Source organism: Streptomyces purpurascens (assembly GCF_045040895.1).
GTDB lineage: Bacteria > Actinomycetota > Actinomycetes > Streptomycetales > Streptomycetaceae > Streptomyces > Streptomyces purpurascens.
Genome location: NZ_CP108341.1, coordinates 1,557,765 through 1,580,247, shown reverse-complemented (window position 1 = coordinate 1,580,247; position 22,483 = coordinate 1,557,765). Strand labels below are relative to the sequence as shown.

The 22,483-nt window shown below is 66.5% G+C and carries 14 protein-coding genes and 3 rRNA genes; 12 read left to right on the top strand and 5 right to left on the bottom strand.

The window, feature by feature from the left end; genetic code table 11:
* Nucleotides 1-63: 63 nt before the first annotated feature.
* Nucleotides 64-1,254: a lipid-transfer protein gene (locus OHU35_RS07190; protein ID WP_405505040.1), complete on the bottom strand. Its 1,191-nt coding sequence runs from the start codon at nt 1,252-1,254 to the stop codon at nt 64-66.
* Entirely contained in the window at nt 1,251-1,676 is a 426-nt protein-coding gene (locus OHU35_RS07185) for a Zn-ribbon domain-containing OB-fold protein (protein WP_405509182.1), read from the bottom strand. The genes OHU35_RS07190 and OHU35_RS07185 overlap by 4 nt, the downstream gene beginning before the upstream one ends.
* Nucleotides 1,677-1,805: 129 nt before the next feature.
* Between OHU35_RS07185 and OHU35_RS07180 the strand changes: the two genes are divergently transcribed.
* Nucleotides 1,806-2,615, top strand: a complete 810-nt coding sequence (locus tag OHU35_RS07180; protein WP_189726341.1) for a M15 family metallopeptidase — start codon at nt 1,806-1,808, stop codon at nt 2,613-2,615.
* A gap of 47 nt (nt 2,616-2,662) precedes the next feature.
* Nucleotides 2,663-3,199 (top strand): NUDIX domain-containing protein, encoded by a 537-nt coding sequence (locus tag OHU35_RS07175; RefSeq protein ID WP_189726340.1) that lies wholly within the window; start codon nt 2,663-2,665, stop codon nt 3,197-3,199.
* Nucleotides 3,200-3,201: 2 nt separating this feature from the next.
* Here the strand turns inward: OHU35_RS07175 and OHU35_RS07170 are convergent, their stop codons facing one another.
* Entirely contained in the window at nt 3,202-5,568 is a 2,367-nt protein-coding gene (locus tag OHU35_RS07170) for a TIM-barrel domain-containing protein (RefSeq protein WP_189726339.1), read from the bottom strand.
* 212 nt (nt 5,569-5,780) lie between these two features.
* On the opposite strand from OHU35_RS07170, the gene OHU35_RS07165 reads away from it, so the two are divergent.
* Together OHU35_RS07165 and OHU35_RS07160 are read left to right on the top strand one after the other, a co-directional pair.
* The gene (locus OHU35_RS07165) at nt 5,781-7,748 is read left to right on the top strand and encodes an acetoacetate--CoA ligase (protein WP_405505039.1); all 1,968 of its coding nucleotides are present in this window, start codon (nt 5,781-5,783) and stop codon (nt 7,746-7,748) included.
* 192 nt (nt 7,749-7,940) lie between these two features.
* Nucleotides 7,941-8,831 carry a hypothetical protein gene (locus tag OHU35_RS07160; protein WP_189726337.1) on the top strand — a complete coding sequence of 297 codons (891 nt, stop codon included), beginning with the start codon at nt 7,941-7,943 and terminating at the stop codon, nt 8,829-8,831.
* Between the two features lie 69 nt (nt 8,832-8,900).
* On the opposite strand, the gene ptsP is transcribed toward OHU35_RS07160, so the two are convergent.
* Both ptsP and OHU35_RS07150 read right to left on the bottom strand, forming a co-directional pair.
* Entirely contained in the window at nt 8,901-10,571 is a 1,671-nt protein-coding gene (gene ptsP / locus OHU35_RS07155) for a phosphoenolpyruvate--protein phosphotransferase (protein WP_189726336.1), read from the bottom strand.
* A 78-nt stretch (nt 10,572-10,649) separates the two neighbouring features.
* Entirely contained in the window at nt 10,650-11,099 is a 450-nt protein-coding gene (locus tag OHU35_RS07150) for a PTS glucose transporter subunit IIA (protein ID WP_189726335.1), read from the bottom strand.
* 550 nt (nt 11,100-11,649) lie between these two features.
* On the opposite strand from OHU35_RS07150, the gene OHU35_RS07145 reads away from it, so the two are divergent.
* The 8 genes from OHU35_RS07145 (at nt 11,650) to OHU35_RS07110 (ending at nt 22,422) form a co-directional block, all read left to right on the top strand.
* Nucleotides 11,650-13,175 (top strand): 16S ribosomal RNA (locus OHU35_RS07145).
* 305 nt (nt 13,176-13,480) lie between these two features.
* Nucleotides 13,481-16,602 (top strand): 23S ribosomal RNA (locus OHU35_RS07140).
* Nucleotides 16,603-16,693: 91 nt separating this feature from the next.
* Nucleotides 16,694-16,810 (top strand): 5S ribosomal RNA (rrf, locus tag OHU35_RS07135).
* Together the 16S, 23S and 5S rRNA genes form the textbook arrangement of a ribosomal RNA operon.
* Nucleotides 16,811-16,919: 109 nt before the next feature.
* Entirely contained in the window at nt 16,920-17,528 is a 609-nt protein-coding gene (locus OHU35_RS07130) for a CDP-alcohol phosphatidyltransferase family protein (protein WP_184599460.1), read from the top strand.
* 115 nt (nt 17,529-17,643) lie between these two features.
* Nucleotides 17,644-20,139 (top strand): mannose-1-phosphate guanyltransferase, encoded by a 2,496-nt coding sequence (locus tag OHU35_RS07125; RefSeq protein ID WP_359894862.1) that lies wholly within the window; start codon nt 17,644-17,646, stop codon nt 20,137-20,139.
* A 98-nt stretch (nt 20,140-20,237) separates the two neighbouring features.
* Nucleotides 20,238-21,149, top strand: a complete 912-nt coding sequence (locus OHU35_RS07120) for a DUF881 domain-containing protein (RefSeq protein WP_405505038.1) — start codon at nt 20,238-20,240, stop codon at nt 21,147-21,149.
* A complete protein-coding gene (locus OHU35_RS07115; protein ID WP_003988855.1) occupies nt 21,146-21,478 on the top strand; it encodes a small basic family protein in 333 nt (110 codons plus the stop codon). Before OHU35_RS07120 ends, OHU35_RS07115 begins: the two co-directional genes overlap by 4 nt.
* 5 nt (nt 21,479-21,483) lie before the next feature.
* The gene (locus tag OHU35_RS07110; protein ID WP_189724561.1) at nt 21,484-22,422 is read left to right on the top strand and encodes a DUF881 domain-containing protein; all 939 of its coding nucleotides are present in this window, start codon (nt 21,484-21,486) and stop codon (nt 22,420-22,422) included.
* Nucleotides 22,423-22,483: the final 61 nt, after the last annotated feature.

Genomic DNA, 22,483 nt, shown 5'->3' with positions numbered 1-22,483 from the left:
CTGTGCCGCCTCCGGCCCTGTGCCGCCTCCCGCTCCGGCCCACGCAAGCGTCCGGCACCGCGATCACCGAACCGCGATCACCGCCGACCCGTGCCCGAACAGCCCCTGGTTCGCGCTGATACCCACGCGCGCTCCAGCGACCTGCCGGTCACCCGCGTCGCCCCTCAACTGCCAGGCCAGCTCGCACACCTGGGCGATCGCCTGCGCCGGCACCGCCTCGCCGAAGGAGGCCAGCCCACCGCTGACGTTCACCGGTATTCGCCCGCCCAGTGCCGTCGCCCCGTCCCTCAGCAGCTTCACGCCCTCGCCCTCGCCGCACAGCCCCAAGTCCTCGTACCACTGCAACTCGAGCGCCGTGGACAGGTCGTAGACCTCGGCCAGTGACAGGTCCTCCGGCCCGACTCCCGCCTCCTCGTAGGCCGCCCGGGCGATCGACCTCCGGAACGTCTCGCCGGGGGGATCCACCGCCACCGCGGAGTCCGTGGCGATGTCCGGCAGGTCCAGCACGGTGTTCGGGTAACGCGGCGTCACCGTGGACACGGCCCGGATCCGCACCGGCTCCGCGTGCCCGTGCCGCCGCGCGAACTCCATGCTCGAAAGCACCAGCGCCGCACCGCCGTCGGAGGTCGCACAGATGTCGAGCAGCCGCAGCGGATCGGCGACGACAGCGGAGGCGGAGACCTCCTCGGCGGTGACCGGGCTGCGGTAGCGCGCCTTGGGGTTCAGCGCGCCCATCGCGGCGTTCTTCACCTTCACCTGCGCGAAGTCATCCGTCGTGTCGCCGTGCAGAGCCATGCGCCGCCGGGCGTACAACCCGAAGTACACCGGGTTGGTCGCCCCGAGGATCCGGAAGCGCAGCCAGTCGGGATCGTCGGGCCGGTCCCCGCCCGCGGGGCGGAAGAATCCCTTGGGAGCGGCATCGGCCCCCACCACGAGCGCCGCGTCGGCGAGTCCGGAGAGTATCTGGGCCCGTGCGGTGTCGACGGCCTGCGCCCCGGAGGCGCACGCCGCGTACACGCTCGTGACCCGGGCCCCCTGCCAGCCCAGTGCTTTCGCGAACGTCGCTCCGGCGACATACCCCGGATAGCCGCCACGCACGGTGTCCGCCCCGATGATCGAGCCGATGTCCCGCCAATCCAGCCCGGCGTCGGCGAGCGCCGCCTGGGCCGCCGCGACGCCGTACTCGACGAAGCTCCGCCCCCACTTGCCCCACGGGTGCATGCCCGCGCCGAGCACCGCCACCTCTTCCGTCATGCCTTCACCCCCGTCGGCCGCCAGTGCCACGTCGTCCAGGCCGTCTCCGCGTCCTCATGGAGCACTCCGGGCACGACCTCCGCCTCCATACCCACCGTCAGATCCGCGACGGTGACCCTGGGAGCCGCCTGTCCCAGCACCACGATCCGCTCGGCCTCCAGCTCCACAGCGATCAACGCGCACGGCTCCCACGGAAGTTCCGGATCGCTCACATAGGGTGACGGTGGTCGATACCGGCTGTCCGTGAACGACCAGATGCGCCCCCGTCGCGACAGTGCGACCTCTTCCAACTCCCCGCCCGTGCAGGAGGGGTTGCGGCAGTGGTGGTCCTCACGCGGGAAGAAGACCGAGGCGCACGCCGCACAGCGCGTGCCGAGCAGCCGGAAGGCGTCACCGTCCCCGGCGAACCACCCCGCCACCACAGGTGTTCGTGTACGCGACACAGTCCCTCCCCGCAGCCAGATCTGACGGAACGTCAGAAGTCTGCCACGGTCATCCGGAATTGGGCATCCCTTCCCCGGCGGGGCCGTCTCCTGGTAGATGCAAGGGCCATGACACGACTCACCACCGTGGCACGCGGCCTCATCACGGCGTTCGCCGCCTTGCTGGCAGCGACCGCCTCCACCGCGACCGCCCAGGCCAAGACCGAGCCCAAGGCACCTAAGGACTTCGTGGCGCTGAGAAGCGTGGACCCGACGATCATCCAGGAGATGCGCTACGTCACCCCGCACAACTTCGTCGGCGAACGCATCGACGGCTACCTCCAGCCGACCTGCATCCTCACCCGCCCCGCCGCACAAGCCCTCCACAAGGCCCAGAGGAAGCTCCTGCGCCAGGGCTACACACTCAAGGTGTACGACTGCTACCGGCCGCAGCGGGCGGTGGACCACTTCGTCCGCTGGGCCGAGGACCTCGACGACGAGGCGATGAAAGGCGAGTTCTACCCGAACGTCGACAAGACCCGGCTCTTCGCCGACGGCTACATCGCCGAGAAGTCCGGCCACAGTCGCGGATCGACCCTGGACATCACACTGGTCAGGCTGCCGGCGAAGCCGACCCGGCCGTACGACCCCGAAGAGCCCCTGGTGCCGTGCTTCGCACCCAAGGGCGAGCGGTTCCCCGACAACTCGATCGACATGGGGACCGGCTTCGACTGCTTCGACACCCTTTCGCACACCCTCGACCCACGCATCCAGGGTGAACAGCGCGCCAATCGGCTGCTGCTCAAGAGCGCCCTGGAAGGCCTCGGCTTCGTGAACCTGGCAGAAGAGTGGTGGCACTACACCTACAAGCCCGAGCCCTACCCGGACACCTACTTCGACTTCCCCGTGTCCAGGAAGTCGCTCACCGGCGCCCACTGAGCCGCCTGCCCGAGACGCCCTCTCCGTGATCGGCTACAGTCCGCCGCGTGTCCGAAACTCAGCACTCCAGTTCCAACTCCGCGCCGGACTCCCACTGTTCGAGCTGCGGCGCGCCCTACGGAGAGGGCGTCTCCGGCTGGCCCCGCACCTGCCCGGCCTGCGGCGCCGTGGCCTACCGCAATCCACTCCCGGTCGCGGTGGCCCTCCAGCCCGTGTACGACACCAAGGGCACCGCCCTGGTCGTCATCACCCGAACCGTCGCTCCCGCGCGCGGGGGCACGGCCCTGCCCGGCGGCTACATCGACGACCGGGAGGACTGGCGGCAGGCCGTCGTACGCGAACTCAAGGAGGAAACCGGCATCGACGCGGCCGCCCGCGAGGTACGGCTCGTCGACGCCATGAGCTCGCCCGACGGGCACCTGCTGCTGTTCGGTCTCCTACCGGAACGCCCGGTCGAAAGCCTGCCGCCCTCAGCCGCCACAGACGAGACGGAGGGCTGGCACCTCCTGCGCAGGGCGGACGAGCTCGCCTTCCCCTTGCACACCGTGGCCGTACGGGCCTGGTTCGAGGGCCGGTACATCTGAGCTCAGCGTCCCCCGGCACCGCGGACGCGCACCGGGTAGGACAGCTCGCTCCCGCCGTCCTCACCTTCCCGCTCGACGACCACCCGCGAGCCCATCCACCGAGCGGTGTAGCGCTCGATCTCCGGCTCGTCCCCTCCCTCGCCCCCGTCCGGCACGACCAGCCCGCCCCCGGTCCGTCCGCGGGCGGGCGCCCACACCTCCAGGGCGAGTCCGCCGTCCTCCCCGAGTACGGGAAGAACGGCACCCGCGCGCGCGAACACGGGGATGCGCGACAGGGGGGCGTCCACGAGCACCTGCGCCGGCCCCTCGTACGCCCGCTCCGTCACCATGTCGTACCACCGCCCCCGCGGCAGCTGCACCGCCCGCCGGTCCGCGCCGGGGTCCAGCACCGGCGCCACCAGCAGGCTGTCGCCCAGCAGGAAGGCGTCGTCGCAGTCACGCAGCGTCCGATCCTCCGGCGCAGCCCACCACAGGGGCCGTACGTACGGTGCTCCGGTACGCCGCGCCAGATGCGCCAGCGTCATGAAGTACGGCAGCAGCCGCCGGCGTTCGACGAGCGCCACGCGCGCGTGCTCCAGCACCTCGGGACCGAACTCCCAGGGCTCCCGGCGCCCCGCCCGCAGACTCGCGTGCGTACGGAACAGCGGCAGATACGCGCCCAGCTGGAACCACCGCAGATACAGCTCGGGTGAAGGATCCCCGTCGAAGCCTCCGACGTCCGGCCCCGAGTACGGAACGCCGCACAGCCCGAGCCCCATCACCAGCGCCAAGGACGCCCGCAGCCCCGGCCAGCCGGTGGCCACGTCCCCCGACCACGTGCCCCCATAGCGCTGCATGCCGGCCCACCCGGAGCGAGAGAACAGGAACGGCCGCTCCTGGGGCGCGAGTTTCCGCAGCCCTTCGAAGCCCGCCCTGGCCATGCACAGCGCGTACACGTTGTGCGCCTCACGATGGTCACCGCCCCGCCCCTCCAGGGAGTGCCGCGCCGAGCGCGGCAGCGTCGACTCCCCGAACGCGGCGAACGACGTGGGCTCGTTCATGTCGTGCCAGAAACCCGAGAACCCCTGCGCGAGCCGCTCCTCGTAGAGGCCGCCCCACCACTCACGCACACGCGCGTGCGTGAAGTCGGGAAACACCGCCTCCCCGGGCCACACGACTCCCTTCACGACCTGCCCCGACGCGTCCCGCACGAACGCGTCCTCGGCCGTACCGCCGTCGTACACGGCATTGCCGGGCAGGGCCTTGACGGCCGGGTCGACGATCGACACCAGCCGGATGCCGTCCCGCCGGAGCTCCTCGGCCAGAACGGGCAGCTTCGGGAAGCGGTCCTGGTCGACGGTGAACACCTGATGCGCGTCGAGGTGATCGATGTCCAGGTGCACGGCGTCGAGCGGCAGACCGTGCTCCACATAGCCCGCGGCGATCCGCCGCACCTCCTGCTCGCTGCCGAACCCCCACCGCGCGTGCTGGTGGCCGAGCGCCCACGCCGGGGGCAGCGCGGGCGCCCCCGTGAGCGAGGCCCAGGCGAGCAGCACGCGCGCGGGAGTGCCCACCATCACCCAGCAGCGCAGCGGACCGCCGTCCATCCGCAGCTCGCTCGTCCCGCCGCGGTCGTGCCCGGAACCCGCGCCCTCCTCGCCCTCGCGCAGCGTCACCGTGCCGTCCCACGAGCTGTCGTGGAACGCCAGATGCGTACCGCCGTCGGACACCACCAGCTGCACCGGCATCGTGATGTACAGGGGGTCGTCGCCCGGCGCGAAGGCGTGGCCGGGGTCGGTGTTCCACAGCCGGTACGTACCGTCCGGCAGCCGCGGACCCCCGGCACGTCCACCCAGGCCGAAGAACCGCGCGTCGGCAGCCACCTCCGACCGCTGCGACCACCGCGCCGGGCCGCCACCGACCGGCTCCCACCACCGCGGCGGCAGATCACGCCGCAGGGTCACGCCACCGGGCGTGAGCACCTCCACCGCGCCGTGCCGCGAGACGACGACCGTCACCCGCTCGGCCACCACCCGCCAGCCGCCGTCCTTGTCCGGCTCCAGCACCGCCCGGGGATCGGGCTCCGGACAGCGGCCGGCCAGCGCGTACGACGGCTCGGGCTCCGCCCCGTCCCAGCCCCAGAAGACAGCCCCGTTCACGGCGACGAGAATCCGCAGCTCCGACCGGCTGAACCGGACGACACCGCCCCCCGGCCCCGGCTCCACCTCCTGCACGGGCCCGGGCACGCGCGCACGCTCCGCCCCGCGCGACGGCAGCCCGGTGGCGTCGGCCCGCCGCCTGCGCCACGCTGCTCGTACGGTACGCACACCCTGCGCTGCCCCCACCGAGCCCACCGCTTTCACCGAACGCACCAGGTCACGACCGTTCATGCTGCTCACCCTGCCATTGACCGCGCCACACGTGCGTGGCGTTCAACTGCCGTTCACCCGTGTCAGGACCACATCTTCACGAGGCGGACTATGTGGGACGCACCCTGGTGCCGAAGTCGATCACATGGCATTGTCCGTGCCAGCCGCGTCACGCGCACACCCCAGCCCGTGCGCAGAGGACGCACACGACGCGCACAGTCCGGGAGCCGACCATGTCGACCGTTAGTCCCCAGCCGCTCTGGCAGCCAGACCCCGAGCGCATCGACCGGGCACGGATCACCAGGTTCCAGGCCTGGGTCGCCGAGCACCACGGCGCCCCCGCCGAGGGCGGCTACGCGGCTCTCCAGCGCTGGTCCGTCGACGACCTGGACGCCTTCTGGAAAGCCGTCACCGAGTGGTTCGACGTCCGCTTCTCGACACCGTACGCGCGCGTGCTCGGAGACCGAGCGATGCCAGGCGCCCAGTGGTTCCCCGGGGCGACCCTCAACTACGCCGAACACGCCCTGCGCGCGGCCGACAGCCGCGCGGACGAACCGGCCCTCCTGTACGTCGACGAGACGCACGAACCACGCCCTGTCACCTGGGCCGAGCTACGCCGCCAGGTCGGCTCCCTGGCCGCCGAGCTGCGCGCCCTCGGCGTACGCCCCGGGGACCGCGTCAGCGGCTACCTCCCCAACGTCCCCCAGGCCGTGGTCGCCCTCCTCGCCACAGCCGCCGTGGGCGGCGTCTGGACCTCCTGTGCGCCCGACTTCGGCGCCCGCAGCGTCCTCGACCGCTTCCAGCAGGTCGAACCCGTCGTGCTGTTCACGGTCGACGGCTACCGCTACGGCGGCAAGGAGCACGACCGACGAGAGACCGTCGCCGAACTGCGCAGCGAACTGCCCACCCTGCGCGCCGTCATCCACATCCCGCTCCTCGGCACCGAGGCACCCGAAGGGGCCCTCGACTGGTCGGCCCTCACCTCCGCCGACACGGACCCCGTCTTCGAGCAGGTGCCCTTCGACCACCCCCTGTGGGTGCTCTACTCCTCCGGCACGACCGGCCTGCCCAAGGCCATCGTCCAGTCCCAGGGCGGCATCCTGGTCGAGCACCTCAAGCAACTGGGCCTGCACTGCGACCTGGGTCCCGAGGACCGCTTCTTCTGGTACACGTCGACCGGCTGGATGATGTGGAACTTCCTCGTCTCCGGCCTGCTCACCGGCACCACGATCGTCCTCTACGACGGCAGCCCCGGCTACCCGGACACCGGCGCCCAGTGGCGGATCGCCGAACGCACGCGGGCCACTCTCTACGGCACCTCGGCCGCCTACGTCATGGCCTGCCGCAAGGCCGGCGTGCACCCGTCCCGCGACTTCGACCTCTCCACCGTCCAGTGCGTCGCCACCACCGGCTCGCCCCTGCCACCCGACGGCTTCCGCTGGCTCCACGACGAGGTCCGCGACGACCTGTGGATCGCCTCCGTCAGCGGCGGCACGGACGTGTGCTCCTGCTTCGCCGGAGCCGTACCGACCCTGCCGGTCCACGTCGGCGAGCTCCAGGCCCCCTGCCTCGGCACCGACCTACAGGCCTGGGATCCGAGCGGCAGCCCCCTCGTCGACGAGGTCGGCGAACTCGTGGTCACCAACCCCATGCCGTCGATGCCCATCCACTTCTGGAACGACCCCGACGGCAGCCGCTACCACGACAGCTACTTCGACACCTACCCCGGCGTATGGCGGCACGGCGACTGGATCACCGTCACCTCCCACGGATCCGTCGTCATCCACGGCCGCTCCGACTCCACGCTCAACCGCCAGGGCGTACGCATGGGATCCGCCGACATCTACGAAGCCGTGGAGCGCCTCCCCGAAATCAGGGAGTCCCTCGTCATCGGCATCGAGCAGCCCGACGGCGGCTACTGGATGCCCCTCTTCGTGCACCTGGCCCCCGGAGCCGCCCTCGACGAGGCCCTGCTGAACCGCATCAAGCAGACCATCCGCGAACAACTCTCGCCGCGCCACGTCCCCGACGAGATCATCGAGGTACCCGGCGTCCCGCACACCCTCACCGGCAAGCGCATCGAGGTCCCGGTCAAACGCCTCCTCCAAGGCACCCCACTGGAGAAGGCGGTCAACCCGGGCTCCATCGACAACCTCGACCTCCTGACCTTCTACGAGGACCTCGCCCGCAAACGCGCCTGACCGAGGTCGCCCACGCCGCGCCAAGCCACTCCCCGTCACCACAGCCATTGACGGGGGAGGGGGTGGCTCTATCAGGCTGACCTGCGGCTTTAGTGGCCACACGCCTTCGCGACTACCTCCGCGAGCCCGCGCTGTCAGTGCCGTCGATTACTGTGAGTGAGCATTGATCGACTGTGCACAGGGGGAAAGACAATGGCGCACACCGACAGCCGGACCATGCGACGCGTCCTGCACCGCGAAATCGCCGGCACCATCGGCCTGCTGACCGACGAGCACGACTTCCGAGCCATGCGCTGCTACCGCAGCTTCACCTTCGACGACCACGCGGCCTACCTCAAACAGGTCGAGGCCCTCCTCAGGACACGGACCCTGCAGGGCAGCCACACCACGGTGGCCCTCTTCGATCCCGAGGAGTACGCCGAGTTCTGCACGCAGAAGAGCCTGGACCCCGACAACCCGTCGAGCCGCACACGCTTCACGGCCCAACTCGCGGTGACAGGCCCGACTCTCCCGTACGAGGGCCAGCCTCTGGCCGACCTCCTGGCGGCCCTCGTCGACGAGGGCGTGCGGCAGGCCACCTGGGAGTACGCGACCACGCTCCTCGCTCGCCTGGGCGCCTGCACGTCCTGCGGCGAGGACCTCGGACGTACCGCCTTCGCCCGGGCCTCGGACCTTCTCGTCCGCATCCTCGACACGGCCCCACCCGGCGACCGGCACCTCGTCTGCAGCGTCACCGGACCGCCCGAAACCCTCATCGCCGCACTCCATGCAGCCGACACGGGCGGCACTTTGAAACTGGACGAGACCGAAGCTCTCGAGTTCACCACGGTCCTGGCCCTCGGCCTGGCCACCGAAAGCCCCGGTGGACTCGTCATCCGCGCCAGCGCCCCAGCCATGCCCGACCGTGTCTACGGCTGGCGCCTGCGCGCCTACGGACTCGACCCCCTCACCGCGGGAGAGGTCTTCGACGCCTACTGCACCGACGTCGAGTCCGGCGACCTCATCTCCCCGGAATCCAACGTCGACTACTGCGAGCCGCCCGACCTCGGGGAGGAGAAAACCGCACGGGGACACAACCACTGAAACGCGGGAGGGGCGCCCCACCTGAGTGGAGCGCCCCTCCCGGACAGTCATAGGCCGACCAAGCCCGGCCTACTCGCCCGACAACACCGCCTGCGCCGCGCTGCGCGCGTCCTCGGCACTGTCCGACGCACGAGCCGCCGCAGCGGCCCGCTCGCACTGCGCCAGCGTGTACTTCGCCAGCGTCGCCCGGACGTAGGGAATCGACGCCGCGCCCATCGAAAGAGAGGTGACGCCAAGACCAGCCAGCACACAAGCGAGCAGCGGGTCGGACGCGGCCTCACCGCAGACGCCACAGCTCTTGCCCTCGGCCTTCGCCGACTCGGCGGACAGTGCCACCAGGTCGAGCAGTGCGGGCTGCCACGGGTCCTGCAGACGGGAGACCGCACCTACCTGACGGTCGGCGGCGAAGGTGTACTGCGCCAGGTCGTTCGTCCCAAGCGACAGGAACTCCACCTCCTGCAGGATCGAGCGCGCCCGCAGCGCGGCCGACGGGATCTCCACCATCGCGCCGAACTTCGCCCGCAGCCCAGCCTCACGGCACGCGTCCGCGAAGGCCCGGGCATCCGTGCGGTCCGCCACCATCGGGGCCATGACCTCGAGATAGACCGGCAGCCCTTCCACAGCCTTCGCGAGCGCGGTCAGCTGCGTGCGCAGGACCTCCGGGTGGTCGAGCAGCGTCCGCAGGCCCCTCACGCCGAGCGCCGGGTTCGGCTCGTCGGCCGGAGTCAGGAAGTCGAGCGGCTTGTCCGCACCCGCGTCCAGCACCCGCACCACGACACGCCCCTCGGGGAACGCCTCGAGCACCTGCCGGTACGCCGCGACCTGCTTCTCCTCGGAAGGCGCCTGCTTGCTGTCGTCCAGGAAGAGGAACTCGGTACGGAAGAGACCGACGCCCTCGGCACCGGCCTCGACGGCGGCCTCCACATCCGCAGGACCACCGATGTTCGCCAGCAGCGGCACCTTGTGACCGTCCGCCGTTGCACCGGGCCCGGTCGAGGCCGCCAGCGCGGCCCTGCGCGCGGCGGCCGCGGCCTCGAGCTCAGCCTTCTTGTCCTCACTCGGGTCCACGAAGATCTCACCCGTGCTGCCGTCGACGGCGATCATCGTGCCTTCGGCGAGCTCGCCGGCACCCGGCAGCGCCACCACGGCCGGCACCCCGAGCGCCCGCGCCAGAATCGCGCTGTGGCTGGTGGGACCGCCCTCCTCGGTGACGAAGCCGAGCACCAGAGTCGGGTCCAGCAGCGCGGTGTCGGCAGGCGCGAGGTCACGCGCAACAAGGACGTAGGGCTCGTCGCTGTCGGGGACACCCGGCATCGGCACACCCAGCAGACGGGCGACGATTCGATTCCGCACGTCGTCGAGGTCGGCCACGCGGCCGGCGAGGTACTCACCGGCACCCGCCAGCAGCTCGCGGTACGCGGCGAACGCGTCGTAGACCCCGCGCTCGGCCGTGCTGCCGACGGCGATCCGTCGTTCCACGTCAGCCATCAGCTCGGGGTCCTGGGCCATCATGGCCTGCGCCTCGAGCACCGCCTGGGCTTCGCCGCCCGCCAGATTGCCGCGCGCCATCAGGTCGGCCGCCACAGCCTCCACGGCCTTGCGGGCGCGCCCCTGTTCACGCTCCGCCTCGTCCGCCGGGATCTGCTTCGCAGGCGGCTCGAGCACCGCCGTTCCCATATGCCGAACCTCGCCGATCGCCACACCGTGGCTCACGCCGACGCCTCGCAGCGTTGTCTCCATCTCACCCGTCTCCGATAGTGCGGCGGCTCCCGCCGCCGTGTTGGTTGTCCTACTCGCCGTCATACGACGGCACTGACGTCACTTCCAGAGGAAGAGACTGTCGCCGGCCTTCACATCGCCGTCGATACGAAGATCGGAGAGGGCTTCGGCCGTGGCCTCCAGCGCCACGATCGGGCAGATCGCGGACTTGCCGGCGGCCTCGACGGCAGCCGGGTTCCAGCGCACGATGCCCTGACCGCGCCTGACGGTGTCGCCCTTGTTCACCAGCAGCTCGAAACCCTCGCCGTTGAGCTGAACGGTGTCGATACCGAGGTGCGTGAGCACGCCGTGCCCGCTCTCGTCGACGACGACGAACGCGTGCGGGTGCAGGGAGACGATGACGCCGTCCACGGGTGAGACGGCCTCGGAAGGCTCACGTACGGGGTCGATCGCTGTGCCCGGGCCGACCATGGCCCCGGAGAAGACGGGATCCGGCACGGCTGCCAGTCCGATGGCGCGTCCTGCAAGCGGGGACGTCACGGTGGTCATGGGAAGCCTCCCAGGGGTGGAGATCGTTATGGGCCGTCCCTGTCGGTACCGGGCGGCACACTGTTCAGCAGGGTATGTCACCTGAAGTGCCGGTTCCGCGCGGGCACTCCGAGTGGTCTAGACCATACCGCAAACGGATTTGCACGCGCTCCGCGGCCGCGTGTACAGTCGTACTCCTGCCTGGGGCTGAGCGACACTACTTCGTGTCCGTGCCTGGCAGCACCCAAACTTGTCAGATCCTATCTCGGGGTCATCTTCTGCATGCCTGCAGGACGGTGGTCAGAGGGCCGGAAAAACACTGATAGAGTTTGGAGCAACGAAGGGAAGCGCCCGGAGGAAAGCCCGAGAGGGTGAGTACAAAGGAAGCGACCGTTCCTTGAGAACTCAACAGCGTGCCAAAAGTCAACGCCAGATATGTTGATACCCCGTCTCCAGCATTCGCTGGGACGAGGTTCCTTTGAAAAAACACAGCGAGGACGCTGTGAACGGTCGGGCTTATTCCGCCTGACTGTTCCGCTCTCGTGGTGTTGCACCGGATTACCGGTACACATTCACGGAGAGTTTGATCCTGGCTCAGGACGAACGCTGGCGGCGTGCTTAACACATGCAAGTCGAACGATGAACCACTTCGGTGGGGATTAGTGGCGAACGGGTGAGTAACACGTGGGCAATCTGCCCTGCACTCTGGGACAAGCCCTGGAAACGGGGTCTAATACCGGATATTGACCATCTTGGGCATCTTTGATGGTGGAAAGCTCCGGCGGTGCAGGATGAGCCCGCGGCCTATCAGCTAGTTGGTGAGGTAATGGCTCACCAAGGCGACGACGGGTAGCCGGCCTGAGAGGGCGACCGGCCACACTGGGACTGAGACACGGCCCAGACTCCTACGGGAGGCAGCAGTGGGGAATATTGCACAATGGGCGAAAGCCTGATGCAGCGACGCCGCGTGAGGGATGACGGCCTTCGGGTTGTAAACCTCTTTCAGCAGGGAAGAAGCGAAAGTGACGGTACCTGCAGAAGAAGCGCCGGCTAACTACGTGCCAGCAGCCGCGGTAATACGTAGGGCGCGAGCGTTGTCCGGAATTATTGGGCGTAAAGAGCTCGTAGGCGGCTTGTCACGTCGGTTGTGAAAGCCCGGGGCTTAACCCCGGGTCTGCAGTCGATACGGGCAGGCTAGAGTTCGGTAGGGGAGATCGGAATTCCTGGTGTAGCGGTGAAATGCGCAGATATCAGGAGGAACACCGGTGGCGAAGGCGGATCTCTGGGCCGATACTGACGCTGAGGAGCGAAAGCGTGGGGAGCGAACAGGATTAGATACCCTGGTAGTCCACGCCGTAAACGGTGGGCACTAGGTGTGGGCAACATTCCACGTTGTCCGTGCCGCAGCTAACGCATTAAGTGCCCCGCCTGGGGAGTACGGCCGCAAGGCTAAAACTCAAAGGAATTGACGGGGGCCCGCACAAGCGGCGGAGCATGTGGCTTAATTCGACGCAACGCGAAGAACCTTACCAAGGCTTGACATACACCGGAAACGTCTGGAGACAGGCGCCCCCTTGTGGTCGGTGTACAGGTGGTGCATGGCTGTCGTCAGCTCGTGTCGTGAGATGTTGGGTTAAGTCCCGCAACGAGCGCAACCCTTGTCCCGTGTTGCCAGCAGGCCCTTGTGGTGCTGGGGACTCACGGGAGACCGCCGGGGTCAACTCGGAGGAAGGTGGGGACGACGTCAAGTCATCATGCCCCTTATGTCTTGGGCTGCACACGTGCTACAATGGCCGGTACAATGAGCTGCGATACCGCGAGGTGGAGCGAATCTCAAAAAGCCGGTCTCAGTTCGGATTGGGGTCTGCAACTCGACCCCATGAAGTCGGAGTCGCTAGTAATCGCAGATCAGCATTGCTGCGGTGAATACGTTCCCGGGCCTTGTACACACCGCCCGTCACGTCACGAAAGTCGGTAACACCCGAAGCCGGTGGCCCAACCCCTTGTGGGAGGGAGCTGTCGAAGGTGGGACTGGCGATTGGGACGAAGTCGTAACAAGGTAGCCGTACCGGAAGGTGCGGCTGGATCACCTCCTTTCTAAGGAGCACTTCTTACCGATCCCTTCGGGGTGAGGTCAGAGGCCAGTACATCAGCGAATGTCTGATGCTGGTTGCTCATGGGTGGAACGTTGACTATTCGGCACACTTGATCGTCTTCTCCTTCTAGTACTGCTCTTTGAGTGTGGAACGTTGAGGGGAGCGGGGAGTGTGTCGGGCACGCTGTTGGGTGTCTGAGGGAACGAAATTTCCTCAGTCGCCGGCCCCAGTGAACTCGCCTGAAAGGGTGGGGTGATGGGTGGCTGGTCGTTGTTTGAGAACTGCACAGTGGACGCGAGCATCTGTGGCCAAGTTTTTAAGGGCGCACGGTGGATGCCTTGGCACCAGGAACCGATGAAGGACGTGGGAGGCCACGATAGTCCCCGGGGAGTCGTCAACCAGGCTTTGATCCGGGGGTTTCCGAATGGGGAAACCCGGCAGTCGTCATGGGCTGTCACCCACTGCTGAACACATAGGCAGTGTGGAGGGAACGCGGGGAAGTGAAACATCTCAGTACCCGCAGGAAGAGAAAACAACCGTGATTCCGGGAGTAGTGGCGAGCGAAACCGGATGAGGCCAAACCGTATGCGTGTGAGACCCGGCAGGGGTTGCGTATACGGGGTTGTGGGATCTCTCTTCTGTTGTCTGCCGGCAACAGGACGAGTCAGAAACCGTTGATGTAGGCGAAGGACATGCGAAAGGTCCGGCGTAGAGGGTAAGACCCCCGTAGTCGAAACATCAGCGGCTCGTTTGAGAGACACCCAAGTAGCACGGGGCCCGAGAAATCCCGTGTGAATCTGGCGGGACCACCCGCTAAGCCTAAATATTCCCTGGTGACCGATAGCGGATAGTACCGTGAGGGAATGGTGAAAAGTACCGCGGGAGCGGAGTGAAATAGTACCTGAAACCGTGTGCCTACAAGCCGTGGGAGCGTCGGAATGAAGACTTGTCTTCATTCTCGTGACTGCGTGCCTTTTGAAGAATGAGCCTGCGAGTTTGCGGTGTGTTGCGAGGTTAACCCGGGTGGGGAAGCCGTAGCGAAAGCGAGTCCGAATAGGGCGTTTTAGTAGCACGCTCAAGACCCGAAGCGGAGTGATCTAGCCATGGGCAGGTTGAAGCGGAGGTAAGACTTCGTGGAGGACCGAACCCACCAGGGTTGAAAACCTGGGGGATGACCTGTGGTTAGGGGTGAAAGGCCAATCAAACTCCGTGATAGCTGGTTCTCCCCGAAATGCATTTAGGTGCAGCGTCGCGTGTTTCTTGCCGGAGGTAGAGCACTGGATAGGCGATGGGCCCTACCGGGTTACTGACCTTAGCCAAACTCCGAATGCCGGTAAGTGAGAGCGCGGCAGTGAGACTGTGGGGGATAAGCTCCATGGTCGAGAGGGAAACAGCCCAGAGCATCGACTAAGGCCCCTAAGCGTACGCTAAGTGGGAAAGGATGTGGAGTCGCAGAGACAACCAGGAGGTTGGCTTAGAAGCAGCCACCCTTGAAAGAGTGCGTAATAGCTCACTGGTCTAGTGATTCCGCGCCGACAATGTAGCGGGGCTCAAGCGTACCGCCGAAGTCGTGTCATTCGTACAACAGCCCCAACGGGTGTACGGATGGGTAGGGGAGCGTCGTGTGCCGGGTGAAGCAGCCGCGTAAGCGAGTTGTGGACGGTTCACGAGTGAGAATGCAGGCATGAGTAGCGATACAAACGTGAGAAACGTTTGCGCCGATTGACTAAGGGTTCCTGGGTCAAGCTGATCTGCCCAGGGTAAGTCGGGACCTAAGGCGAGGCCGACAGGCGTAGTCGATGGATAACCGGTTGATATTCCGGTACCCGCTGTGAAGCGTCAAACATCGAGCATCGTGATGCTAAGGCCGTGAAGCCGTTCCGGACCCTTCGGGGAAAGGAAAGTGGTGGAGCCGCCGGACCAAGCGGTTAGTAGGTGAGTGATGGGGTGACGCAGGAAGGTAGTCCATCCCGGGCGGTGGTTGTCCCGGGGTAAGGGTGTAGGCCGTGCGATAGGTAAATCCGTCGTGCATGTGGCTGAGACCTGATGCCGAGCCGATTGTGGTGAAGTGGATGATCCTATGCTGTCGAGAAAAGCCTCTAGCGAGTTTCATGGCGGCCCGTACCCTAAACCGACTCAGGTGGTCAGGTAGAGAATACCGAGGCGTTCGGGTGAACTATGGTTAAGGAACTCGGCAAAATGCCCCCGTAACTTCGGGAGAAGGGGGGCCACATCTGGTGAGAGGACTTGCTCCTCGAGCTGGGGGTGGCCGCAGAGACCAGCGAGAAGCGACTGTTTACTAAAAACACAGGTCCGTGCGAAGCCGTAAGGCGATGTATACGGACTGACGCCTGCCCGGTGCTGGAACGTTAAGGGGACCGGTTAGTCACTCTTCGGGGTGGCGAAGCTGAGAACTTAAGCGCCAGTAAACGGCGGTGGTAACTATAACCATCCTAAGGTAGCGAAATTCCTTGTCGGGTAAGTTCCGACCTGCACGAATGGCGTAACGACTTCTCGACTGTCTCAACCATAGGCCCGGTGAAATTGCACTACGAGTAAAGATGCTCGTTTCGCGCAGCAGGACGGAAAGACCCCGGGACCTTTACTACAGTTTGATATTGGTGTTCGGTTCGGCTTGTGTAGGATAGCTGGGAGACTTTGAAACTCGCACGCCAGTGTGGGTGGAGTCGTCGTTGAAATACCAGTCTGGTCGTGCTGGATGTCTAACCTGGGTCCGTGATCCGGATCAGGGACAGTGTCTGATGGGTAGTTTAACTGGGGCGGTTGCCTCCTAAAGAGTAACGGAGGCGCCCAAAGGTTCCCTCAGCCTGGTTGGCAATCAGGTGTTGAGTGTAAGTGCACAAGGGAGCTTGACTGTGAGACCGACGGGTCGAGCAGGGACGAAAGTCGGGACTAGTGATCCGGCGGTGGCTTGTGGAAGCGCCGTCGCTCAACGGATAAAAGGTACCCCGGGGATAACAGGCTGATCTTCCCCAAGAGTCCATATCGACGGGATGGTTTGGCACCTCGATGTCGGCTCGTCGCATCCTGGGGCTGGAGTCGGTCCCAAGGGTTGGGCTGTTCGCCCATTAAAGCGGTACGCGAGCTGGGTTTAGAACGTCGTGAGACAGTTCGGTCCCTATCCGCTGTGCGCGTAGGAATATTGAGAAGGGCTGTCCCTAGTACGAGAGGACCGGGACGGACGAACCTCTGGTGTGCCAGTTGTTCTGCCAAGGGCATGGCTGGTTGGCTACGTTCGGGAGGGATAACCGCTGAAAGCATCTAAGCGGGAAGCCTGCTTCGAGATGAGTATTCCCACCTCCTTGAGAGGGTAAGGCTCCCAGTAGACGACTGGGTTGATAGGCCGGATATGGAAGCACGGTAACGTGTGGAGTTGACCGGTACTAATAGGCCGAGGGCTTGTCCTCAGTTGCTCGCGTCCACTGTGTTGGTTCTGAAACCACGAACAGCCCCATGCCAGGTCACGGTATGGTGCGGCAGTTTACAGTTTCATAGTGTTTCGGTGGTTATAGCGTTAGGGAAACGCCCGGTTACATTTCGAACCCGGAAGCTAAGCCTTTCAGCGCCGATGGTACTGCAGGGGGGACCCTGTGGGAGAGTAGGACGCCGCCGAACTCCTTTTAGAGCTCTGGCTCTTGGGCACACAGCCCGAGAGCCAGAGCTTTTTTGCGTTGAGGTAGGGTCAGTGAGCATCGTTGGCACGTTTCCCACAGGAGGCCCCCGGGTGGAGGTTCAGGAGACTCGCGTCCAGACGGACCGTGTGCTCACCATCCCGAACATCCTCAGCATGGCTCGGCTCGTTGGCGTGCCTCTCTTCCTGTGGCTGATTCTGAGGCCTGAGTTCGGTGGGCCCAAGAGTGACGGCTGGGCCCTTCTGGTACTGGCCCTGAGCGGCATCAGCGACTACCTGGACGGCAAGCTCGCACGGCGCTGGAACCAGATCAGCAGCCTCGGCCGGCTTCTCGACCCCGCGGCCGACCGGCTCTACATTCTCTCGACTTTGGTCGGTCTCACCTGGCGCGAGATTCTGCCTCTTTGGTTGACCGCTGCACTTCTGGCGCGAGAGCTGGTTCTGCTGGTGATGGTGGGCATCCTCCGTCGGCACGGCTATCCGCCGCCGCAGGTGAACTTCCTGGGCAAGGCCGCCACCTTCAACCTGATGTATGCCTTCCCGCTGCTCCTGCTCAGTGACGGAAGTGGTTGGATCTCGTCACTGGCTGCTATTTTCGGATGGGCGTTCGCCGGATGGGGTACAACGCTGTACTGGTGGGCAGGAGTCCTCTACGTGGTACAAGTCCGCCGCCTGGTCCGTGCGGACGCCATGGCCGACTGAACTTGCGGATTGGTCCCACCGTGGCTGTCCGATGGCCCGTGGTCGAAAACTGGGGGACAATCCTGGCGGGGGAAGTCGGCTAGACCGTCGTCTCTTAGAGGAGGACGCTTCCGACATGAAGGCCGTCGTGATGGCCGGAGGCGAAGGCACACGTCTTCGCCCCATGACCTCAAGCATGCCCAAGCCGCTCCTGCCCGTGGCCAACCGCCCGATCATGGAGCATGTTCTGAGGCTGCTCAAAAGGCATGGGCTCAATGAAACTGTGGTTACTGTCCAGTTCCTGGCCTCGCTCGTCAAGAACTACTTCGGTGACGGCGAAGAGCTCGGTATGGAACTGACCTATGCCAATGAGGAGAAGCCACTCGGTACCGCCGGAAGCGTCAAGAACGCCGAAGAGGCATTGAAAGATGATGCCTTCCTCGTCATCTCCGGCGATGCTCTGACGGATTTCGACCTCACCGAGCTCATCAATTTCCACAAGGAAAAGGGCGCGCTGGTCACGGTTTGCCTGACGCGTGTTCCCAATCCGCTGGAATTCGGCATCACCATTGTCGACGAGGAAGGCAAGGTGGAGCGCTTCCTCGAGAAGCCCACCTGGGGCCAGGTCTTCTCCGACACCGTGAACACCGGCATCTACGTGATGGAACCCGAGGTCTTCGACTACGTCGAGCCCGATGTGCCCGTCGACTGGTCCGGTGATGTCTTCCCGCAGTTGATGAAGGAAGGCAAGCCCGTCTACGGCTATGTGGCCGAGGGGTACTGGGAGGACGTCGGCACCCACGAGAGCTATGTGAAGGCGCAGGCCGACGTCCTGGAGGGCAAGGTCGACGTCGACATCGACGGGTTCGAGATCTCCGCAGGCGTCTGGGTAGCCGAAGGCGCTGAGGTGCATCCCGACGCCGTGCTCCGCGGTCCCCTTTACATCGGGGACTACGCCAAGGTCGAGGCCGGCGCCGAGCTCCGTGAGCACTCCGTCGTGGGCTCCAACGTGGTGGTCAAGAGCGGCGCTTTTCTGCACAAGTCCGTCGTTCACGACAACGTCTACGTGGGGCCGCACAGCAATCTGCGCGGATGCGTGGTCGGGAAGAACACCGACATCATGCGCGCGGCGCGCATCGAGGACGGGGCGGTCATCGGTGATGAGTGTCTGATCGGTGAAGAATCGATCGTCCAGGGCAATGTACGGGTCTATCCGTTCAAGACCATCGAAGCCGGTGCTTTCGTCAACACGTCGGTCATCTGGGAGTCCAGGGGGCAGGCGCACCTCTTCGGAGCCCGCGGTGTGTCCGGAATCCTGAACGTCGAGATCACGCCGGAGCTGGCCGTGCGCCTTGCCGGTGCGTATGCGACCACCCTGAAGAAGGGCTCGACCGTCACCACGGCCCGGGACCATTCGCGTGGCGCCCGTGCGCTGAAGCGCGCGGTGATCTCCGCGTTGCAGGCCAGTGCCATCGACGTACGGGATCTGGAGAATGTTCCGCTGCCCGTGGCCCGGCAGCAGACCGCGCGGGGCAGTGCCGGCGGAATCATGATCCGTACCACGCCCGGGGTGCCGGACTCCGTGGACATCATGTTCTTCGACGGGAACGGTGCCGACCTGTCGCAGGGCAGCCAGCGGAAGCTGGACCGGGTGTTCGCGCGGCAGGAGTACCGACGGGCGTTCCCCGGTGAGATCGGGGATCTGCACTTCCCGGCCAGTGTCTTCGACTCGTACACCGGCTCGTTGCTGCGGAACGTCGACACGACGGGCATCTCCGAGTCCGGGCTGAAGGTCGTCGTGGACGCGTCCAACGGCAGCGCGGGACTCGTGCTGCCGAGTCTGCTCGGGAAGCTCGGCGTCGACTCGCTGACGATCAACCCCGGTCTGGACGAGTCCAGGCCGACGGAGACGGCCGACATGCGGCGGTCGGGGATGGTGCGTCTCGGGGAGATCGTGGCGTCCTCGGGCGCCGCCTTCGGGGTGCGGTTCGATCCGGTCGGTGAGCGGCTGTCCCTCGTCGACGAGAAGGGGCGCATCATCGAGGACGACCGGGCGCTGCTCGTGATGCTGGACCTCGTGGCCGCCGAGCGGCGTAGCGGCAGGGTCGCCCTCCCGGTCACCACGACCCGGATCGCCGAGCAGGTGGCGGCGTACCACGGGACTCAGGTCGAGTGGACGACGACCTCGCCCGACGACCTCACGCGCGTCGGTGGTGAGGAAGGGACGATCTTCGGCGGTGACGGCAAGGGCGGGTTCATCGTCCCCGAGTTCAGCAGCGTGTACGACGCCACCGCGGCCTTCGTGCGGCTCATCGGGCTCGTGGCGCGGACGCAGCTCACGCTCAGCCAGATCGACGCCCGGATCCCGCGGGCGCACGTCCTGAAGCGGGACCTGGCGACCCCGTGGGCTGTCAAGGGGCTCGTGATGCGGCGGGTCGTCGAGGCGGCCGGAGATCGCTTCGTGGACACCACGGACGGCGTGCGTGTGGTGGAGACCGACGGGCGCTGGGTGATGGTGCTGCCCGACCCGGCGGAGGCTGTCACCCACCTGTGGGCCGAGGGGCCGGACGACGCCTCCGCTCAGGCCCTGCTGGACGAGTGGTCGGCGGTCGTGGACAGCGCAGGCCGGTAGAACCAGCTGCACGCGTGCGTGCCGGACAAGTGTCCTCAACGGGGCCTGTCCGGCACGCCGGTGGGGCCGTTCGGAGGTAGTGGCCGCGACGTGCGACGATGTGCGGCATGCCGCAGCAACCCCCCATTCGGAGCACACCGACGCGGCCCCGGCGCCCGGATGCGTCCATGTCATTGCTCACCAACGTCATGGACCACAGCCTCGACGACGGATATGCCGAGGCCGCCGAGCGGAAGAAGGCCGCGGGCGACGCCGGCCTGCCGAAGACGCTCAGGGCGAAGCTGGGGCTCGCGGCGGGCCTGGTGCTCGCGGCCCTGGTCGTGACCGTCGGAGCGGCCCAGGCGCGGGTCGCCGCGCCGGTCGTCGCCAAGGAGCGGGAAGAGCTGGTCGACCGCATCGACCGGGAGAGCGAGGCGGCGGACAAGCTGGAGGACTCCGTCGACGAGCTGCGCGCGGACGTGAGCGCCCGGCAGCGCGAGGCGCTGAAGCACAGTGGCAGCGCCGGGTCCGACCTGGTGGGCATCATGTCCGGCGCCGCCGCGGTGCACGGACCCGGCGTGAAGCTCGTGGTGAACGACGCCAAGGACACCGGTGCGGGCGGTGACGGCGACCCGCGCGAGAACCCCGGGTTCTCCGACACCGGCCGGGTGCGTGACCGGGACATGCAGCGCGTGGTCAACGGGCTGTGGGAGTCGGGCGCCGAGGCCGTCTCCATCAACGGACAGCGGCTGACGGCGCTGTCCGCGATCAGGGCCGCGGGGGACGCGATACTGGTCGACAACAAACCGCTGGTGCCGCCGTACACGGTGCTCGCGGTGGGGGACGGGCAGCGGCTGAGCACGCGGTTCCAGAACAGCGCGGACGGGTTGTATCTGAACGCGCTCCAGGAGAGCTACGGCGTCAGGACAGCCATCTCCGCGGAGGACGACCTCCGGCTGCCCGCCGCACCGAGTGTGATCGTACGTACAGCACAGCCGAGCACTGAGAAGAGCGAGAAGGGCACATCGTGATCGCCGTACTGGGCCTCGTCGTGGGAGTCGTGGCCGGCCTGTTGGTCCGGCCTGAGGTTCCGGCGGTGGTCGAGCCTTATCTGCCGATCGCTGTCGTGGCGGCGCTCGACGCCGTCTTCGGCGGTCTGCGCGCCATGCTCGACGGCATCTTCGACGACAAGGTCTTCGTGGTGTCGTTCCTGTCGAACGTGGTCGTGGCCGCGTTGATCGTGTTCCTGGGCGACAAGTTGGGCGTGGGTGCCCAGCTGTCCACCGGTGTGGTGGTCGTCCTCGGTATCCGGATCTTCTCCAACGCCGCGGCGATCCGCCGGCACGTGTTCCGGGCGTGAGGCGGATGAGCGAGCACGACGACAAGCGCGCCGAGGAGAACGGCGAGCCGCGCGCTGAGCGGCGCGACGCGAGTGGCGAGCCCGGGAACCGGCTCCGCAAGGAGCTGCCCCAGGAGGTGGCCGCGGCGGAGCCCGCCACCCAGGACACCCCGGAGCCCGAGTCGGCGCCTGAGCCGGTGCCCGCTCTGGAGCCGGAGCCGGAAGCGGCGCCCGAGCCGCGGCTGACCGGTCGGCAGCGGCTGGTGCAGGGTTTGTGGCCGCCGCGGGTCAGCCGGGCCCAACTCATCGTCGCGCTGCTGCTGTTCGGCCTGGGCTTCGGGCTGGCCGTGCAGGTGGCCTCGAACAGTGACAGTGACAGCGCCCTGCGCGGTGCGCGCCAGGAAGATCTTGTCCGCATCCTCGATGAACTGGATGACCGTACCCAGCGTCTTGAGGACGAGAAGCAGGGCCTCGAGAAGCAGCGCGACGAGCTGGAGAACAGCTCGGACCAGGCCGAGGAGGCCCGGAAGCAGACGATCGAGAAGGAGCGGCAACTCGGCATCCTGGCGGGCACGGTGGCCGCGCAGGGGCCCGGCATCACCATGACCATCGAGGACACGAAGGGGACGGTCGAGTCCGACATGCTGCTGGACGCGGTTCAGGAACTGCGCGCGGCGGGTGCCGAGGCGATCCAGGTGAACGGTGTACGGGTCGTCGCCGGCACGTATCTCACGGACTCCGGCAAGGGTGTGAGCGTCGACGGGAACAAGATCAACGCGCCCTATCGTTTCAAGGTCATCGGCAAGTCGCAGGACCTCGAGCCGGCGCTCAACATCCCCGGAGGCGTGGTGCAGACTCTCGAGAAGGAACAGGCCATCGTCACCGTGGAGCGGTCGACCAAGATCGTCGTGGACGCCTTGCGAGCTGCGAAGCGGCCTGACTACGCTCGGTCGTCCTCCCAGTGAACCGGCGGTGCATGGGCGGCGTCCGGCGAGGGCATGAGGTTGCGGGGGGTCGGCGCACCGA

Coding starts and splice junctions, on each gene's coding strand:
- OHU35_RS07110 (WP_189724561.1), top strand. CDS start 21,484: ATGAGCGAGCACGACGACAAGCGCGCCGAGGAGAACGGCGAGCCGCGC.
- OHU35_RS07180 (WP_189726341.1), top strand. CDS start 1,806: ATGACACGACTCACCACCGTGGCACGCGGCCTCATCACGGCGTTCGCC.
- OHU35_RS07125 (WP_359894862.1), top strand. CDS start 17,644: ATGAAGGCCGTCGTGATGGCCGGAGGCGAAGGCACACGTCTTCGCCCC.
- OHU35_RS07120 (WP_405505038.1), top strand. CDS start 20,238: ATGTGCGGCATGCCGCAGCAACCCCCCATTCGGAGCACACCGACGCGG.
- OHU35_RS07190 (WP_405505040.1), bottom strand. CDS start 1,254: ATGACGGAAGAGGTGGCGGTGCTCGGCGCGGGCATGCACCCGTGGGGC.
- OHU35_RS07165 (WP_405505039.1), top strand. CDS start 5,781: ATGTCGACCGTTAGTCCCCAGCCGCTCTGGCAGCCAGACCCCGAGCGC.
- OHU35_RS07170 (WP_189726339.1), bottom strand. CDS start 5,568: ATGAACGGTCGTGACCTGGTGCGTTCGGTGAAAGCGGTGGGCTCGGTG.
- OHU35_RS07150 (WP_189726335.1), bottom strand. CDS start 11,099: ATGACCACCGTGACGTCCCCGCTTGCAGGACGCGCCATCGGACTGGCA.
- OHU35_RS07160 (WP_189726337.1), top strand. CDS start 7,941: ATGGCGCACACCGACAGCCGGACCATGCGACGCGTCCTGCACCGCGAA.
- ptsP (WP_189726336.1), bottom strand. CDS start 10,571: ATGGAGACAACGCTGCGAGGCGTCGGCGTGAGCCACGGTGTGGCGATC.